Genomic DNA, 15,878 nt, shown 5'->3' with positions numbered 1-15,878 from the left:
TCTCAGGGGTGATGGAAACTGGTTCCACCACCGCAGAGGGTCAGGCGTTGCTGCGCGGACGCTTAACAGGACGATGCATCGCGATGGGCTTGATGGGCAGTCTGCTGCTCAGCACGTGCGGATCGTGGCCTGTTGGCTCCACAGAACGTGTGGAGGTCAAGATCGACGGCGTGGTTCTTCCGGTTTCGGTGGAGGAACTCGGATCCTTTGTGCGCTCGCCGACGGCTGATCCACCGCAGCTCTCGCGATCGGAGTTGTCCACCTGGATGGGGCTTCTCGCACCCGAGAGTCGCGAGGGGCTGATCCGTCTGCTCCAGGCTCCGGTGCTCACCCGCCGCAGCCTCGGGCGTCAGCTGCTCAGCAGCTGGGGAGCGGGGCCGCTACTGGATGCCCTGGGGGAATTGATTCGCGTGGAGGACGGACGGCGCATCAACCGTTCGCTGGTGCTCTCCACGCTGGAGCAGCTGCTCGAACGGCAGGAAACCGTTTCAACGCTGGATGTGTTGGAGGCGTTGCCCACCCCGCAGTTGCGTCTTGATCTGGATGCGTTGGTGGCTGCTGCCAACCGCTGGCGGCTGGAATTGAAGCGTCATCAGTCCCTAATGTGGGCTTTGGCTGAGGAGGAGGCTCGGCTGCAGCCCCTGCAGGGCAGGGAGCGTTCTGCCACGGCTGATGCGCCCCGTCACGCAACGCTTGCGGTGGGCCATCTTTCGCGGCCATTGCGGCTGGAACGTTGGATTCCCCAGTCGCCTCGTGCGGACCGGACCTGGGTTTTGATGATGCCGGGGCTGGGCGGGGACCCCAACCACTTCCACTGGCTGGCGCGTTCGCTGATGCAGGCGGGCTGGCCCGTGGTGGTGCTTGAGCATCCCGGCAGCGATGCCGCGGCTGTTCAGGGTTTGCTCGAGGGGCGGCAGTCGTTCGATGGTGCCGCAGCACTTCGTGATCGCTTGGCTGACCTGGCGGCGGTGGTTGAGGCGCAGCAACGGGGCGATCTGAACATCCCCGGAACCGAGGTGGTGCTGATGGGGCATTCCCTGGGTGCCCTAACGGCTCTCCTGGCCAGTGGGGCGGAGCTGGTGCCCGGTATGGCCCAGCGCTGTGAAGCGGCCCTGGCGGGCTTGCCCCTCACCAACCTGTCGGAATTGCTTCAGTGTGAACTGGCGGCAGGCCGTGTGCTCGAGAGCAAAGCGATGGACCCGCCGCCCCGGGCGGTGGTGGGGCTCAACAGCTTTGGCGGGTTGATCTGGCCGCACCGCGCCAGTCGGGCGTTGCCGATTCCGCTGTTGATGGTTGGTGGCACCCTCGATCTGATCACCCCTCCTCTGGATGAGCAGCTGGCTCTTTTGGCTGGATTGGCGGAGCATCCCGCCAGCCAGGTGGTGGTGGTTGAGGGGGCCAGTCACTTTTCGCCGATTCGTGTGGATGGCCAGGGAATGGCGTCAGAGGGGGACGACATCTTCCGGCTCGGCGAAGAGTTGGTGGGCGTCAATCCCCTCAGCGTTCAGCGGGTGATTGCCCATGAGGTCATCCGTTTCCTCGATTCCCTGAGCTCCACGTCATCCCGCAACGATGCCGTTCACCTGATGGACGCCAGCTCCAAGACACGCTGGCATCGCTTGGGCCGTCGCAGGGCCCAGCAGCTGCTGGATCAGTAGCGCACCCGCGGATCGAGGCTGGCCACCAGCAGGTCAACGGCAACACTCACCAACACCACAAGGGCGGCGATCACCACCACGATCCCCTGAACGACGGGGTAGTCCCTCTGGTTGATGGCTTCCTGCAGCCGCAAGGCAATGCCTGGCCAGGAGAAGGTCACTTCAATCAGCAGGGCTCCACCAATCAAGGAGGCCACGGTGATGCCAGCAATGGTGAGCACCGGCAGCAAGGCATTGGGCAGTCCGTGGCGCAGGATCACCTGCCGCTCACTGAGGCCGCGGCTGCGCGCCGCTTCCACGTAGTCGCCGCGCAGGGTGCGTCGCAGGTTCAGTCGCAGGGCGGTCGTGAAGGTGCCGCTGAGCAGCAGAGCCAGGGTCCCCGCGGGCAGGATCAGGTGACGCACGGTGCCTCGGAAAGCGGCCCAGTTGTTCTGCAGAGCGCTGTCCAGCAGGAAAAAGCCGCTGCCCTCGGGGGGGAGAAGGCTGGGGGGGAAGCGCCCGCCCACCGGCAACCAGCCCAGGCTGACGGCGAACACCAGCTGCACCAGCATGGCCACCCAGAAGGGCGGCAGGGCATAGGTGCCCAATCCATAGAGGCGTCCGCCCAGGTCAATCTTTCCCTCGGGCCGGGCAATACCGCTGAAGCCAATGCTCAGCCCCACCACAGCAGCCAACACCAGGGCGATCACGCTCAGCTCCAGGCTGGCGGGCAGGGTTTTGCCGATGATGGCTCGCACCGGCTCCTGGTTGATCAGGGCCTGCCCCAGATCGCCGTGGATCAATCCATTGAGATAGCTAAGGTATTGATCCAGCAACGATTGATCCAGGCCAAGCCGAGCTCGCATGGCTGCTTTGGCAGCGGCGGGGGCACGGCTGCCGAGCACCGCATCCACGGGATCCCCTGGGGCGACGCGCAGCAACAGGAACACCAGGCTGGCGATCAGCCACAACATCAATGGCGCCAGGGCGAGGCGGGTGGCGCTGTAGCGGGCGAGGTCTCGGGCGCGTCCCATCAGTTGTTCGTCGCTCCTTTCTTTGATGCTCCGTCCTGCCGGCGCTCCAGCTCAGCGAGCATCAGCTGACCACTGCCATCAAATCGTGGAGGGTTGAGGTTCAGCTGGGCCCAGGCCCGAGGTGAATCCAGCCAGACGGGGATGTAGGCGGCACCGTCGGCGGAGAGATGGTCCACACGATCCAGGGCGGTGCGGCGGTCATCGCCCGTCAGCGTGTCGGATTTCAGCAGGGCGGTCTGCAATCCGGGGGCACTCCAGAAGCTGCCGCTGATGACTGCTTCTCCTTCCATGCAGATGTTGCCCTCCACCGAGGTGCAGCTCAACAGCGGCGTCAGATAGGCCTCCGGATCGGGGTAGCTGCCGCGCCAATCCAGCATCACGGCTTTGAAGGCACCTTCCCCCAGCTGGCGGTAGATGGTGGTGGATTCGACTCCATCGAGATCCAACACCAGGCAATCCGAGAGGTCCCGTTGCACCTGGGCCTGCCAGGTGAGGGCCAGCAATTTGTCGGCGGGCACATTGGAGCGGAAGGTGAGCGGAAAGCGCAGGGTGCTGCCGTTGCAGTAGCCCGCCGCCTGCAGCAGCTCGCGGGCCTGCTCGGGGTTGTGTTCGGGCCAAGGGGCCATGGCGCCGCCGGCCAGGCTGGGGGGAACCAGTGCCCGCAGTGGACGGCGCAGCCCGTAGCTCACCCGTTCACTGATCTCGCTTCGGTTCAGGCTGACGGCCAGGGCCCGTCTGAGGTTGGGGTCTTGGAATGGCTCCCGGTTGCTCAGCAGGGTGATGTAGCCGATCTCCATCGCCGGCCCCACTGACTCGTGCAGCTCCCCCGCGCTGGCCCGTTCATGCAGGGTGTGGCGCTGGTCTTCGTCGATCGAGGCGGAGAGCAGCAGATCCACCTCGCCACTGCGCAATGCCCCGTAGAGCGCCGTGGAGTTGCTCAGCGTTATCAGATCGAGGCCGTTGTTGCGCGGCGCCTCACCCCAGTACTGGGCGAAGGGCTCCAGTCGTTGCTGATGTTCGCTGAAGCGGGTCAGTTTGTAGGGGCCTGTCCCCACAAAGCGGTCGTGTAGAAAACGGTCCTGATGGTTGCTGTAGGCCGTTGGTGAAATCGGGGTGAGGTTGATCGACGTCAGCAGACCCTGCAGGGATGTGGAGGGGCGACTGAGGCGCAGCCGCAGGGTGTGGCTGTCGGCTTCCTCCACCGCCGCAATCCGGTCGCCCACCACATAGCTGAGGGTTCCGATCTCGAGGAAGCGCCGCAGGCTGAAGGCCATGGCTGCGGCATCGAACGGCGTTCCATCGTGGAATCGCACATCGGTGCGCAGGGGAACCGTGACGGTGCGACCGCCATCACTCAGAACCGGGGCCGAGGCTGCCAGGCGGGGTTCTAGGGAGCCATCCCGCCTGAGGCGATAGAGCGGATCCCCCAGGGCGCTGATCAGCTGCGTGGCGCCGAGGGTGCTGGCCTGGGCTGGATCCAGGGAGCTGATGCGGCCCGCTGAGGCCACCGTGATGCGGCTGGTGGAGGGCGGGGCCTGACACCCCATCTGGGTGATGGTCAGGGCTATGGCCATCAGCGCGCCACCACACGTCCATCTCGTGGGGCGATCGGTGCGCTTCAACGGGCCTCAATCAACACGGGTCGGCCTATTCAACAGGGACTTACCCGACCTGGCGAATCCTTTCCAACGAGATTTCGAACACCGGTGAGCCCTCGTTGCTCTGCAGGGGCCAGCGGCGCACCCAGCAGCGGTCGTGGTCACCATCCACGCCGATCACTTGATAGGTGTCGTTGTCACTGTCGAGATTGACGCAATCTCCCTGGTGCACCGTCATCGGATTCACCCCCTCCTCTAGGGGGCAGCCTTGACCGGGACTCGAACAGGTGAGGTTCTGCATGAACCGTTTCGAGCACAGATCTGAGGATTCAGGCCTGTGCCGTGAAAGTTCTTGACACTCTGACGCACGCCAGGGGGCATTCGCCAGGGCGGAAGCTCTCCTTAGAGGCAGCCGAGGTGAGCAGCGAGACCAGACACCTCCGGCAAAGCCTGGATGGCGTCCAGGGCTTCATTCATCTGGCGTTGGCTCACTTCATGGGTGATCACAACGATCTCGGCGCCGGCGTCGCTGGCATTGAACTGCACGATCGACTGGATCGACACGTTGCGTTCGCCGAAGCAGCCACCCACCTTGCCGATCACGCCGGGGGCGTCTTTTGTCTTGAAACGCACATAGTGGCGTTGGCGAATGTCGCCTGAGTCGACCAGAGCGCAGGGTCGCCAGCTGCTGGCGGCCAGCAGGGGATCCACGTTCCCGGGACCTTCACTGGCCTGGCGGATGCCAGCGATGTTGAGGATGTCGGCCACCACCGCAGAGGCGGTCGGGCCGGCTCCCGCACCGGGGCCGTAGAACATCACCCGGCCGATGGGGTCACCTTCCACAAGGATGGCGTTGTTGACGCCGTTCACGCCGGCCAAGGGGTGGTCCTTGGGCACCAGCGTGGGCTGCACCCGCAGGGAGAGGGGCAGGGGATCGCCGCTTTCCGCCATGCGCTCGGCCACCGCCAGCAGCTTCACGCCGTAGCCCAGTTGATTGGCGTAATCCACATCCACGCCCTGCAGGCCACTGACGCCGTCGGTGGGAACGGCAGCGCGATCCACGCTGCCGCCGAAGGCCAGAGTCGCAAGGATCGCGATCTTGTCGGCCGCATCAAGACCGTCCACATCCGCTGCCGGATCGGCTTCGGCGTAGCCCAGCTCCTGGGCATCCTTGAGCACCGCGTCATAGGCGGCCCCCTCCTCAGCCATGCGGGTGAGGATGTAGTTGGTGGTGCCGTTGATGATGCCGCTGACGCGGTTGATGCGGTTGCCCCCCAGGGACTGCTTCAGCGGCTCAATGATGGGAATGCCGCCACCCACGGCGGCCTCGATCAGCACGTACACCCCGGCGGCGGCCGCGGCTTCAGCGATTTCCTGACCGTGGCGTGCGATCACGGCCTTGTTGGCGGTCACCACGGATTTGCCGGCTTCAATCGCCTGGAGAATCAGGCTCCGGGCCGGCTCTAGACCACCGATCACCTCCACCACCACGTCCACGGCTGGGTCCTGAATCACCGCCGATGGGTCGGTGGTCAGCAGGCTTTCGTCCAGAGCAACGGGCCGGGGGCGGTTCAGATCGCGGACGGCAACACGGATCAGCTCCAGTTCACCCACCAGCGGGTGACGTTCGCTGGGGTTCTGGAGGATCGATGCCACTCCACCGCCAACCGTGCCCAGTCCCAGCAGACCCACGCCGACCTTTGCTGCCATCCCCTGTGATCCGTGTTGGAACGTTTGCGAGCGACTCTATGTATTGACGTGATTCGGCTTCTGTTCCTGTCTCTGTCCCTGTCCTGATCAGCGCTTGGGTCAGCTGTCCAGTTGACGGGCCTGCTCCTGCATGGCCAGGAGGATGTTGAGGAAGCCATTGGCGCGTGAGGGCGTCAGGCTGGCCTGCAGGCCTGTTGCTGCAATGAAGGCCGGGTCCACCGCCTGCACCTGGGCCGGCGTCAATCCATCCAGCCCCTGGATCAACAATGCGAGCAGTCCCTTGGTGATCAGCGCATCGGAGTCGCCCTGCCAGCGCATCACTCCCTCATCGAGGGCACCCCGCACAAACACCTGCGACACACATCCCTTCACCTTGATGTCGTCGGTCTGCTCCTCGGCCGGCATGGGTGCGAGCTTCTTGGCCAACCAGAGCACGTATTCGTAGCGGCGTTTTGGATCGGCGGTGCCGCCCAGGCGCTCCACCATCCGGTCGAGGGCATCACTGCCGGTGCTGGTGGCCATTCGGGGCTCAGTCGTTTCGACGTCGCACGCTAACCAGCAGCCCCACCATCACCAGGCTGAAGGGGAACATGACCACCTCGTTCAGATCCACTTCGCCGTCTTGAACGGGAAGTTCGAGGTAGTCGCGGTGGCCTGGACCACCGTCCACCTGGAGATCAACGGTGCCGTTGCCCACGCTGCTGAGATCGAGGCTGAGGCGTCCCTCGGCATCGGTGCGGCCCAGTTCCTGCCCTGGCGTGCCATCGGCATTGAGCAGGCGAACAACGGCCCCCTGGGTGGGCTCACCGTTTGAAAAGCTGCTGCTCAATTGCAGATCGCCATCGAGATACTGCAGAGCACTTTCGATCTGATGGGCTTTGGCAGGGGCCAGCAGCGCGCCCTGCAGCACTGAGCCGAGCAGAAGCAGTGGAGCCAGCAGACGCAGCATGGAAGGGCGATCAATGGTGCCCATGATGCGGCCCCTCAGGCGGGCCGACCAGCACCCTGTTCCGTGATCCAGCCGGTGAACGGAACATCCCAGGACTCTCGAGGCAACGCTTCGGCCGCAAGGCAGGTTGAGGGGAGAACCACCCAGGCCGGCACGGCAGCCCAGGCGGGATCAGCCCTGAGCCGGTCGTAATACCCACCGCCGTAGCCCAGGCGGATTCCCGCGCCGTCCACCGCAAGCGCCGGCACCAGCAGCAGCGCCAGTTGATCGGGGTTCAGTGCATCTCCTGTGGCAGGAGCGGGAATGCCGCAGCCATCGGGCTGAAGCGGGTCCTCACCCCAGCTCCGGTAGATGAGCCGGCCGTTGCCATCGGCCACCGGCAAGGCCAAGGGCGGATGGGGACCATCCCGCAGCGGCCGTATATCCACCTCCCCTGGAAGGGGCCAGTAGATCCCCACATGGCGGTTGCCGCAGTTGGACTGGTCGATCAGCGCCGCCACGGCGTCCTGGATGGATCGCGTGGCCGCCTCCCCCAGATGACGCTGGGCTTTGAAGTGACGGCGCAGGGTTGGCTTGCTGTTCATCGCTGCAACCAGGCCGTCAGCGCCACCGCCAGGGCATCGGCCGCATCATCCGGCCGGGGCGGTTGCTCCAGGTTCAACTCCCGCATCACCGCCTCCAGCACTTCATCCTTCTCGGCATGGCCGAACCCCGCCACGGCGAGTTTGATCTGCATGGGAGGGAACTCCACCATCGGGATCTTGAAGCGGGCCAGGGTCATCACCACCACGCCACGCGCCTGCACCACGTTGATGGTGTTGCTGGATCGGTAGAAGAAAAACTTCTCCACGGCCGCCAGTTCCGGGCGCCAGATCCGGATCAGCTGCCGCAGGTCGCCCGCAATCTCAACCATGCGATCACCGTCGGAGCGATCGGAATCGGTCTGGATGATGCCGCAATCGAGCATGCGCTGGCATCCGTCCTGGATGTCGATCACCCCGTAGCCCACCCGGGCGAGGCCCGGGTCGATGCCGAGGATCCGCATGGGCTGATTGTGGGGGGATCAGGCGGCGAGGGCCAGTTCGAAATCAGCGCGGTCGCTGCTCTCGCTGCGCTCAAACACCTTGCAGAACACCTTCACCACGCGGTCGCCGGAATCCACCTGCTCGAGGGGGTCTTTGCGCAGGCGGTGGCGCAGGCAGCAGGAGGCCACGCGGGCCACGTCTTCCTCGCTCACTTCCGTGCGTCCTTCGAAGGCGGCCAGGGCACGGGCGGCACGGTTGGTGACGATGTCACCCCGCAGACCATCCACATCCAGCTCGCCGCAGACGGCGGAGATGCGCAGGCGCAGATCCTCATCGATGGTGACCTGACCGAGGCGTTGCTGAGCCTCCACCACCCGCTGTTGCAGGGCGTTTTGGTTGCCCTCCACGGCGGTGCTGAAGCCATCGGGATCGCTGTCGAAAGCGGTGCGCTGGTCCACCACCTGCACCCGCAGTTCCGGATCACGCACGGTGCGCACTTCCACGCTCATGCCGAAACGGTCGAGCAGCTGGGGGCGGAGTTCGCCTTCCTCGGGATTGCCGGAACCGATCAACACGAAACGCGCGGGGTGACGCACGGAGACGCCTTCCCGTTCCACGGTGTTCCAGCCGGAGGCGGCGGAGTCGAGCAGCACGTCGACGAGGTGGTCGTCGAGCAGATTCACCTCATCCACGTAGAGCAGGCCGCGGTTGGCCTTGGCCAGCAGGCCGGGCTCAAAGGCGCGCACGCCTTCGCTCAGGGCTTTCTCGATGTCGATGGTGCCGCAGAGGCGGTCTTCCGTTGCGCCGAGGGGCAGGTCCACCATCGGCACCTGCCGCGGTTCGGTGCTCAGGGTTTCCCCCTGCTGCATCCGCTCGCGCACCTCACTGCTCTGCAGGTCGGGATCGCTGGCCGAGCTGTTGTAGGGATCGCCGGCGACAACGTCGATGTCCGGCAGCAGATCGGCCAGGGCACGGATCGTGGTGGATTTGCCGGTGCCACGGTCTCCCATGATCATCACGCCGCCGATGCGCGGATCGATCACGTTGAGAAGCAGGGCCAGCTTCATCTCCTCTTGACCGATCACCGCAGTGAAGGGGAAGACCCTGCGCTTCCGGGGTGCAGTCACGAGCAATTCTCTAGGCGTGCTCAGGATTGTTTCACAGGCTGCACGGTGATGACCTGCGGTGGCGTGGCATCAGCGGGATAGACCAGGCGAACGCGCACCTGCTTGGCCTCCCCTGGCTTGAGCATCAGCTGTCCCAGGGACGGCCCCTGCTGCCCCTGGCGTAGCACCAGGTGCTGGGTCTGGCGTCCCTGGGAAACTCCCTCTGGATCCTCCAGACCCGTGGTCTGCACGGGCCCGCGGAACATCACCGGACCGTTGAGGTCATCGCGGAAGCGCAGCAAGGAGGTGGTGCTGTTGCCTTTGAGGGGCGAATCCAGCGACAGTTGCAGCGTCACCGCGTCTGAGCCGGTGTTTTGCAGGGGCAGGGTGAGGTCGTACTCGACTCCGTAGTTGCCATGGGCGGCCCAGGCGGTGCCGGGATAAAAGTTTTTGAGTTCCGCGGTTTGCACCTGGTTGGTGGCCAGGGTGCCGCGCTCCAGGCTGCTGATCGGCCAGGAGATGGGGGCCGTGGGTGCGGCCAGCACCGGGCTGCCCGGGTCGGTGATGCGCGCCCGCCAGCTGCTGCCGATCTGAACACCGCTCACCCGGGAATAAATGATCTTGCCCTTGCTGCCCCGTGGGGTGGGTTGATGCTCCTTGCTGCTCATGCGTTGGTCCTTGAGCAGCTGCAGCCATCGCTCCTCGCTTGGAGCCTTTCCGTCTTCACCGTGAGCGGCCAGGGTGGCCAGCGCCACAGGGCCGGAGCTGTGGAAGCGCAGTTGCAGGTTGCGGCCGTTCAGCAGGGGATCAAGACCGGCCACGGGAATGGGCAACAGCAGCAGCTGTGTTGGTGCGCCGGGAGCCAGTGTCCAGCGGCGGTTGCTGAGTTCCGCTGCGCGGCGGCCGGCCAACAGATCTCCGGCCACACGGCTGCCGGGTCCTGCCGCCACCACCTCGGTGGTTTCCGGCATCAGGCTCGGCAAGGGCAGGAAAGGGGCCTGGGTCTGGCCGGGCCCTGTGGCCTGCGAGAGCGAGGTGCTGCCTGCGAGCAGCTGCAGGGTCACAGGAGCATTCCCCAGCGGAGCCGCCAGCACCGCCAGCCACAGGGTTGAGCTGGGGCTGCCCTCCGCATCACCGGCATACACGTGGTGGCTGAACAGGTCAAAGCGTCCGTTGAGCACCACCGGAACCGACGCCGCCTCCCCATCGGGGAAGGTCGAAATTAGGATGCCGTCGTCATCAATCAGTTCGGGGTTGTTGTCGTTCACCATCAACACGCTGTCGAGGCCTCCCGGCAGGGGGCGAACGCTCTGCTGACGCTCAATCACCTCCGCAGCGCCGGGCATGGCTGCAACAGCCAGCCAGGCAGCAGACAACAGCGGAGCGAGCTTCATGGCTTGGGCGGAACAGGGACGGGTTTGAGGTGCGGTGCCATGGCAGCGGCGAGCCGACGGATCAGTTCGGTGGATCGGGGGTCGTTGAAGGGGCCCTCCACCAGAAATCCCGCCACAGCGCGTCGTCCGTCGGGGAGTTCGATCAGCCCGGCATCGGCGTAGGCGATGCCGATGTCACCTGTTTTGTTGTAGACGCGGTATCCCTTGCGGGCCAGGCTTGCGTCCGGTTCGCCCTGGGCGCCACCGAGGCCGCGCATCAAGCCCCTGGGCAGCAGCGTGTTGGTGATCGAAGTGCCCATCACCTCGCGAAACAGATCCCGGCTGCGGGGAGCCAGCAGCTCACCGCTGTCAACCAAGGCGATGGCCCGGCTGAGATCTCTGGCACTGGTGGTGTTGGTTCCGTCGAGATCCGGCAGCCAGTTGTTCACCACGGTGGAGGGCAGGTCCAGCTCCTGAAAGCGGGCGTTGATCGCATCCATTCCGCCCGCCCGGGCAATTATGAGGTTGGTGGCGGAGTTGTCGCTCACCCGGATCATTTCCGTGGCCACCTCATGGGTGGGGAAGCGACTGCCCAGGGGCCGGGAGGCCATCCATCCGGCGCCTCCCCCCACCAGCTTTTCGGTGAGCGTGAGCGGTTCGTTCCACTGCAGTGTTCCCTGATCCAGCAGTTCCAGCACTGCGAGCAGGATCGGCGTCTTGATCGAGCTGGCGGCAGCCATCGGCCGTTCGGCCTGCATGGCTGCAAAGCGTCCGTCGTCGAGGATCAGCATGTAGGCGCTGGCCTGCAGATCGCTCTGTTGCGCGGCCAGCTCCAGCCAGCGCTCACTCAGCGCCCTGATTTCCTGCCTGGGGGCGAAGCGTGCCTGCTTCAGGCCCTTTGCCACGACAGGAGCAGTTTTCTTCCCTGAGGCATTTTCAGTGCTGGGCGGCTCCACGGCGTCACCGAGCACCGTGGTGATCAGCGCTTGATCGGCCAGCCAGTTGGGCAGCGCGATCTCCTGTTGCTGAACGCGGGGCGCCAGCAGCCGTAGGCCGCTGCCGGTGAGCAGTCCAAGACCCACCCCCATCAACACCAGCCGCAGAATGAGCTGGGCCGGACCTTTCCAGCCGGCGGAGCGACGTGACGAACGACTGCTGCTCAACCTTTCAGCCGTGACTGTTCGGCAGAGATTAGGGGCGCTTGGCGCGGATGGCCCAGCGCAGTTGGCGCACCATTCCCCGCAGCAGAGCCACCTCCTCGGCGCGCACCGTGGCGCGTTGCAGCAGATCCCGCACCTTGGCCATGCGGGCGGCGGCGGTGTGCTCCAGCAGGAAACCGGCCTCCAGCAGCAGGTCAGTGGCGTCGTCAAGACAGGCTGAAAGCGCCTTGGCGGCTGCCGGGTCCGGCGATGGGGGCTCGATGCAGCGGGTTTCCGTGGTCCCGCTGTTGAGGCGGGCCAACTCATGCAGCACCACCGCCACGGCGTGGGAGAGATTCAGCGAGGGATAGGCCTCCCCGCTCTGCAGGCAGAGAACCCTCTGGCAGAGCCGCAGCTCACTGTTGCTGAGGCCGCGGTCTTCCCGTCCAAACACCAAGGCCACGGGGGCGTCTGAGTTGGAGCTGCTGCCATCGCCGGCCAGCAACCAACCCAGGGCCTGCTCGGGTGTTTGCAGGGGGATCTCGCCATGGTCCAGGCGTCCGCAACTGCCCACGGTGCGGCGGCAGTCATGGATGGCCGTCAGCAGGTCGGGAACCACCACGGCGCCCTGAAGCAGCGCCTGGCCGTGCACGGCCATCAGCATGGCCTCCTCGCTGAGGTGGTCACAGCGGGGGGCCACCAGCCGCAACTCGCTCACCCCGAAATTGGCGCAGAGCCTGGCCACGCTTCCGATGTTTAGGGGGCCGGCCGGCTCCACCAGCACGACAACGGCATTCAAGGCAGCGGCTCAGCTGAGGGTGTGCAGGTAGGCCAGCAGGTCGGCCATCGATTGCGGTTCCATCTCAAAGCTCGGCATGGGGGGAGTTTCGCCACTGATGATCTGGTGCACCAGAACGGGGTCTTTGAGTTGGTTGCTGACGCCCTGAAGTTGAGGGCCCACCAACCCCTGGCCGGCAAGGCCATGGCAGCCGGCGCAATTGATTCGGAACAGCTGGCCGCCGTGGTCAACGGCCCCCTGCAGCTCAAGGCTGGCCTTGATGTAGGGGTCCTGTTGGGCGCTGCCCAGTACCCAGAGCACCAGCACCACGCAGGCCGTGGCAGCCGACACCACGAGCGCGGCGATCAGGCCGCGACCCCGATCGCTCGAATCATTTGCATCAGCTGATGCCGATTCGGCCGCAATTCGTGACGGCTGGACCACAGACCCGGAGTTCCAATGAGAGAATTCTCCCTAATTCTGATTGCTGACGCGACGCGATGATCGAACCTCTGCTCTGCGGCATCGTTCTGGGTCTGATCCCCGTCACGCTGATGGGTCTGTTCGTGGCGGCATGGAACCAGTACCGCCGTGGTGGCAGCGCTCTGGGGGGCTGAGCAGCATCACGCTGCTGATGCCGTAGCGGCGTTGATCCACCACTGTCCAATCTGAGCCCGGTTCTGGGTTCAGGTTGGAGCGGTGTTCACACACCACCAGAGAATCCTGGTGAAGCCAATTCCCCTCGGCGAGGGCGATCAGGCAGGGTTCGTAGAGGCCCTGGTCGTAGGGAGGGTCGAAATAGACGATGTCGAAGGGCTCCTGGCTCCAGCCCTTGCGCAGCCACGAGATCAGTTCCCGCCGTTCGGTGCGGATCTCCGGAGCCGGTGAACGGCTTGCCGCCACGACACTGAGGTTGCTGCGGCTGACGCGGATGCACTGCGGGTCTTGATCAACGGCCACCACACAGCGCGCCCCCCGCTGCAGGGCCTCACAGCCCATCACGCCGCTGCCGCTGCAGAGGTCGAGCCAGCGGCAGTCCTGCAGGTGCGGGGCAATGATGTTCATCACCGCTTCGCGCACCCTGGAGGTGGTGGGCCGAGCCGTGCGACCCCCGGGGCTCAGCAGCCGTCGCCCCCCGCTGAGGCGCAGTTGCCCGCCACCGCTCATGGGCAGGGTTCAGCCCCGTTGCGCAGCCAGGTCAACCAGCGCTTGAGCATCTCTTCTCCGGCATCGGACGACTTCTCCGGATGGAACTGGCAAGCGCCGACGCGGCCCCGCCAGACCACAGCGGTCACCTCCTGATCGCCGAAGGGGGCCGAGGCTTTGAGGTCATTTCGATCGCTGGGAACAGCGGCGTAGCTGTGCACGAAATAAACCCATTCCGATGGGGCATCGCTGCTGAGCAGTGGGCAGCTGCCGTGATGCTTCAACGGTGCCCAGCCCATGTGGGGGATGCGTTCGCCGCTGTTGCTGGGCAGGCGGCTCACCCGTCCGCCCAAGAGCCCGAGGCCTGGATCGCTGCCTTCATCGCTCTGCTCGAACAGCAGTTGCAGGCCGAGGCAGATGCCGAGTAGGGGGCGATCCTTCTGGCCCCAGCGCAGCAGGTGGGGCACAAGTCCGGTGGCCCTGAGGTTGGCCATGGCCGGGTCGAAGGCGCCGACCCCGGGCAGGATCAGCGCATCGACGCCCTCCAGATCATCGGCGTTATGGATCAACGAGCAGCCTTGATCCAGCCGCTCGAGGCATTTCTCCACCGAGTGGAGATTGCCCATGCCGTAATCGATTAACCCGAGGTTCAGACTCAACCGGTTGATCCGTTCTGAAGACGGATTCAGAGGTACTTGGAAATGGTGCCTGACAGGGTTGCCTTGGGAACAGCACCCACGACGGTGTCAACCTTCTGGCCGCCCTTGAACACCATCAGCGTCGGGATGCTGCGGATGCCGTACTGGCTGGCCACGTTGGGGTTTTCGTCGGTGTTGAGCTTGAACACCTTGATCTGGCCGTCAAATTCTTTGGCGATCTCTTCCACGATCGGAGCCACCATGCGGCAGGGTCCGCACCAGGGTGCCCAGAAGTCCACGAGAACCGGCACATCGCTCTGGAGCACGTCCTGCTCGAAGGATGCGTCGGTGACAGCAGCAGCGCTGGACATATGAGCAGGGGAATTTAGGGAGAATTTAGCAACGGTTTCGAGCGAAAACACAGCTCTTCCCTGCTGAGAAGGGAACTGTGACAGTCGCTCTCCACAAAGAGTGAAAGCCCGATCGCGCCGGGCCGGGGGGTGTGAGGAGTGTGTGGGCCGAAGCCCGCACAGCTCCAATTTAGCCCTGCCTTACTTGCCCATTCCGAGGTGCTGGGCCTTTTGGTAGACCTTGCCTTCCGTCAGCAGGGAGGGTGCCACGACCACCTCCACTTGCTGCATCTCTTTGATGGTTTGGGCGCCCAGGGTGCCCATGGATGTCTTCAGGCAGCCCAGCAGGTTGTGGGTGCCGTCGTCCAACTTGGCCGGGCCGCGCAGGATGCGTTCGATGCTGCCGGTGTTGCCCACATTGATGCGGGTGCCGCGGGGCAGTACAGGGCTTGGGGTGGCCATGCCCCAGTGGAAGCCACGGCCGGGAGCTTCCTCAGCACGGGCGATGGGAGAACCGATCATCACGGCGTCGGCGCCACAGGCGATGCACTTGCAGATGTCACCGCCGGTGACGATGCCACCGTCGGCAACGATCGGCACGTAGCGACCGCTTTCCTTTTCGTAGTCGGCCCGGGCGGCAGCACAGTCGGCCACTGCGGTGGCCTGGGGAATGCCCACGCCGAGAACGCCACGGGAGGTGCAGGCGGCACCGGGGCCGATGCCCACCATCACGCCGGCGGCACCAGCCCGCATCAGCTGCAGGGCCACGTCGTAGGTGACGCAGTTGCCGATCACCACGGGAACGCCCATGTCGCGGCATAGGGCTTCCAGATCCAGAGTCTCCTGGCCTGCAGGACCGGTGTGATCCGTTGAGACCACGGTGGCCTGCACGAAGAAGAGGTCGGCTCCGGCTTCGGCGATGGCCTTGCCGAAACGCATGGCTGCCACCGGAGTGCCACTGACGGCTGCAATGCCGCCCTGGGCCTTGATGTCCTGGATGCGTTTGCGGATCAGCGCCTCCTGAACCGGCTGGCTGTAGATCTCCTGCATCAGCGGGACGAACTCGTCCTTGCCGACGGCGGCGATGCGATCCAGCACCTGGTTGGGGTCTTCGTAGCGGGTCTGAACACCCTCAAGGTTCAACACGCCGAGGGCGCCCAGTTGGGACAGGCGAACGGCCATGCCCACGTCCACCACGCCGTCCATGGCGCTGGCGATGATCGGGATCTCGCGCTCGATGCCGCCCAGGGTCCAACGGGTATCGGTGACCTCGGGATCCACCGTGCGACCCCCAGGCACCAGAGCGATTTCATCGATTCCGTAGGCCCGGCGAACGGTCTTGGAGCGTCCGAGCTGAATGTCCACCGCGCGACTTCAATAAAGTCAGATCAAGCT

18 protein-coding genes and 1 pseudogene are annotated in these 15,878 nt (G+C 65.1%); 2 read left to right on the top strand and 17 right to left on the bottom strand.

From position 1 onward, the window contains the following. Window positions 1-83: 83 nt before the first annotated feature. A complete protein-coding gene (locus tag SynM161_RS08655; protein WP_186542627.1) occupies window positions 84-1,658 on the top strand; it encodes an alpha/beta hydrolase in 1,575 nt (524 codons plus the stop codon). On the opposite strand, the gene SynM161_RS08650 is transcribed toward SynM161_RS08655, so the two are convergent. The 13 genes from SynM161_RS08650 to SynM161_RS08590 form a co-directional block, all read right to left on the bottom strand. Next, window positions 1,652-2,671: an ABC transporter permease gene (locus SynM161_RS08650; protein ID WP_186540904.1), complete on the bottom strand. Its 1,020-nt coding sequence runs from the start codon at window positions 2,669-2,671 to the stop codon at window positions 1,652-1,654. The genes SynM161_RS08655 and SynM161_RS08650 overlap by 7 nt on opposite strands. Then, window positions 2,671-4,245, bottom strand: coding sequence for an ABC transporter substrate-binding protein (locus SynM161_RS08645; protein ID WP_186540903.1), 1,575 nt, complete (start codon window positions 4,243-4,245; stop codon window positions 2,671-2,673). The genes SynM161_RS08650 and SynM161_RS08645 overlap by 1 nt, the downstream gene beginning before the upstream one ends. Window positions 4,246-4,333: 88 nt before the next feature. Further along, window positions 4,334-4,570: a hypothetical protein gene (locus SynM161_RS08640; protein WP_186540901.1), complete on the bottom strand. Its 237-nt coding sequence runs from the start codon at window positions 4,568-4,570 to the stop codon at window positions 4,334-4,336. Between the two features lie 101 nt (window positions 4,571-4,671). Further along, on the bottom strand, window positions 4,672-5,979 hold the full coding sequence (locus SynM161_RS08635; protein WP_186540899.1) for a homoserine dehydrogenase: 1,308 nt from the start codon (window positions 5,977-5,979) through the stop codon (window positions 4,672-4,674). A 99-nt stretch (window positions 5,980-6,078) separates the two neighbouring features. After that, window positions 6,079-6,501 (bottom strand): SufE family protein, encoded by a 423-nt coding sequence (locus SynM161_RS08630; RefSeq protein ID WP_114988587.1) that lies wholly within the window; start codon window positions 6,499-6,501, stop codon window positions 6,079-6,081. A gap of 7 nt (window positions 6,502-6,508) precedes the next feature. Next, window positions 6,509-6,952, bottom strand: coding sequence for a hypothetical protein (locus SynM161_RS08625; RefSeq protein ID WP_186495840.1), 444 nt, complete (start codon window positions 6,950-6,952; stop codon window positions 6,509-6,511). Window positions 6,953-6,963: 11 nt separating this feature from the next. Further along, window positions 6,964-7,512: a 5-formyltetrahydrofolate cyclo-ligase gene (locus SynM161_RS08620; RefSeq protein WP_186540897.1), complete on the bottom strand. Its 549-nt coding sequence runs from the start codon at window positions 7,510-7,512 to the stop codon at window positions 6,964-6,966. Next, window positions 7,509-7,973: a crossover junction endodeoxyribonuclease RuvC gene (ruvC, locus tag SynM161_RS08615; protein ID WP_186510113.1), complete on the bottom strand. Its 465-nt coding sequence runs from the start codon at window positions 7,971-7,973 to the stop codon at window positions 7,509-7,511. The genes SynM161_RS08620 and ruvC overlap by 4 nt, the downstream gene beginning before the upstream one ends. Before the next feature lie 18 nt (window positions 7,974-7,991). Beyond that, window positions 7,992-9,080: a magnesium chelatase ATPase subunit I gene (bchI, locus tag SynM161_RS08610; protein ID WP_114988646.1), complete on the bottom strand. Its 1,089-nt coding sequence runs from the start codon at window positions 9,078-9,080 to the stop codon at window positions 7,992-7,994. 20 nt (window positions 9,081-9,100) lie between these two features. Next, window positions 9,101-10,453, bottom strand: a complete 1,353-nt coding sequence (locus SynM161_RS08605; protein WP_186540895.1) for a DUF3370 domain-containing protein — start codon at window positions 10,451-10,453, stop codon at window positions 9,101-9,103. After that, window positions 10,450-11,595 carry a serine hydrolase gene (locus SynM161_RS08600; protein WP_186540894.1) on the bottom strand — a complete coding sequence of 382 codons (1,146 nt, stop codon included), beginning with the start codon at window positions 11,593-11,595 and terminating at the stop codon, window positions 10,450-10,452. The genes SynM161_RS08605 and SynM161_RS08600 overlap by 4 nt, the downstream gene beginning before the upstream one ends. A 28-nt stretch (window positions 11,596-11,623) precedes the next feature. Further along, complete coding sequence (locus SynM161_RS08595; protein WP_186540893.1) at window positions 11,624-12,370, bottom strand: RNA methyltransferase; 747 nt, start codon at window positions 12,368-12,370, stop codon at window positions 11,624-11,626. Window positions 12,371-12,379: 9 nt separating this feature from the next. Continuing rightward, window positions 12,380-12,793 carry a c-type cytochrome gene (locus tag SynM161_RS08590; protein ID WP_025362444.1) on the bottom strand — a complete coding sequence of 138 codons (414 nt, stop codon included), beginning with the start codon at window positions 12,791-12,793 and terminating at the stop codon, window positions 12,380-12,382. A gap of 56 nt (window positions 12,794-12,849) precedes the next feature. Between SynM161_RS08590 and petG the strand changes: the two genes are divergently transcribed. After that, window positions 12,850-12,966: a cytochrome b6-f complex subunit V gene (gene petG / locus SynM161_RS12130; RefSeq protein WP_071823076.1), complete on the top strand. Its 117-nt coding sequence runs from the start codon at window positions 12,850-12,852 to the stop codon at window positions 12,964-12,966. A 10-nt stretch (window positions 12,967-12,976) separates the two neighbouring features. Here the strand turns inward: petG and rsmD are convergent. The 4 genes and pseudogenes from rsmD to SynM161_RS08570 form a co-directional block, all read right to left on the bottom strand. After that, window positions 12,977-13,516 (bottom strand): annotated as a pseudogene (gene rsmD / locus SynM161_RS08585) (16S rRNA (guanine(966)-N(2))-methyltransferase RsmD); the annotation flags it as partial. Continuing rightward, window positions 13,513-14,154 (bottom strand): imidazole glycerol phosphate synthase subunit HisH, encoded by a 642-nt coding sequence (gene hisH, locus SynM161_RS08580; protein ID WP_186540892.1) that lies wholly within the window; start codon window positions 14,152-14,154, stop codon window positions 13,513-13,515. The pseudogene rsmD and the gene hisH, both read right to left, overlap by 4 nt. A 26-nt stretch (window positions 14,155-14,180) precedes the next feature. Beyond that, window positions 14,181-14,504, bottom strand: coding sequence for a thioredoxin (gene trxA / locus SynM161_RS08575; RefSeq protein ID WP_006851354.1), 324 nt, complete (start codon window positions 14,502-14,504; stop codon window positions 14,181-14,183). 180 nt (window positions 14,505-14,684) lie between these two features. Continuing rightward, entirely contained in the window at window positions 14,685-15,848 is a 1,164-nt protein-coding gene (locus SynM161_RS08570; RefSeq protein WP_115081876.1) for a GuaB3 family IMP dehydrogenase-related protein, read from the bottom strand. Window positions 15,849-15,878: the final 30 nt, after the last annotated feature.

Origin of the sequence: Synechococcus sp. M16.1, from assembly GCF_014279895.1 — a bacterium.
Lineage (GTDB): Bacteria > Cyanobacteriota > Cyanobacteriia > PCC-6307 > Cyanobiaceae > Parasynechococcus.
The sequence above is the reverse complement of the archived record's forward strand: the minus strand, read 5'-3'. Positions and strand labels throughout refer to the sequence as shown.

Excerpts from the sequence above, each read along its gene's own strand:
- SynM161_RS08655 (WP_186542627.1), top strand. The coding sequence starts at position 84 with ATGGGCTTGATGGGCAGTCTGCTGCTCAGCACGTGCGGATCGTGGCCT.
- SynM161_RS08650 (WP_186540904.1), bottom strand. The coding sequence starts at position 2,671 with ATGGGACGCGCCCGAGACCTCGCCCGCTACAGCGCCACCCGCCTCGCC.
- SynM161_RS08645 (WP_186540903.1), bottom strand. The coding sequence starts at position 4,245 with ATGGCCATAGCCCTGACCATCACCCAGATGGGGTGTCAGGCCCCGCCC.
- SynM161_RS08640 (WP_186540901.1), bottom strand. The coding sequence starts at position 4,570 with ATGCAGAACCTCACCTGTTCGAGTCCCGGTCAAGGCTGCCCCCTAGAG.
- SynM161_RS08635 (WP_186540899.1), bottom strand. The coding sequence starts at position 5,979 with ATGGCAGCAAAGGTCGGCGTGGGTCTGCTGGGACTGGGCACGGTTGGC.
- SynM161_RS08630 (WP_114988587.1), bottom strand. The coding sequence starts at position 6,501 with ATGGCCACCAGCACCGGCAGTGATGCCCTCGACCGGATGGTGGAGCGC.
- SynM161_RS08625 (WP_186495840.1), bottom strand. The coding sequence starts at position 6,952 with ATGGGCACCATTGATCGCCCTTCCATGCTGCGTCTGCTGGCTCCACTG.
- SynM161_RS08620 (WP_186540897.1), bottom strand. The coding sequence starts at position 7,512 with ATGAACAGCAAGCCAACCCTGCGCCGTCACTTCAAAGCCCAGCGTCAT.
- ruvC (WP_186510113.1), bottom strand. The coding sequence starts at position 7,973 with ATGCGGATCCTCGGCATCGACCCGGGCCTCGCCCGGGTGGGCTACGGG.
- SynM161_RS08605 (WP_186540895.1), bottom strand. The coding sequence starts at position 10,453 with ATGAAGCTCGCTCCGCTGTTGTCTGCTGCCTGGCTGGCTGTTGCAGCC.
- petG (WP_071823076.1), top strand. The coding sequence starts at position 12,850 with ATGATCGAACCTCTGCTCTGCGGCATCGTTCTGGGTCTGATCCCCGTC.
- trxA (WP_006851354.1), bottom strand. The coding sequence starts at position 14,504 with ATGTCCAGCGCTGCTGCTGTCACCGACGCATCCTTCGAGCAGGACGTG.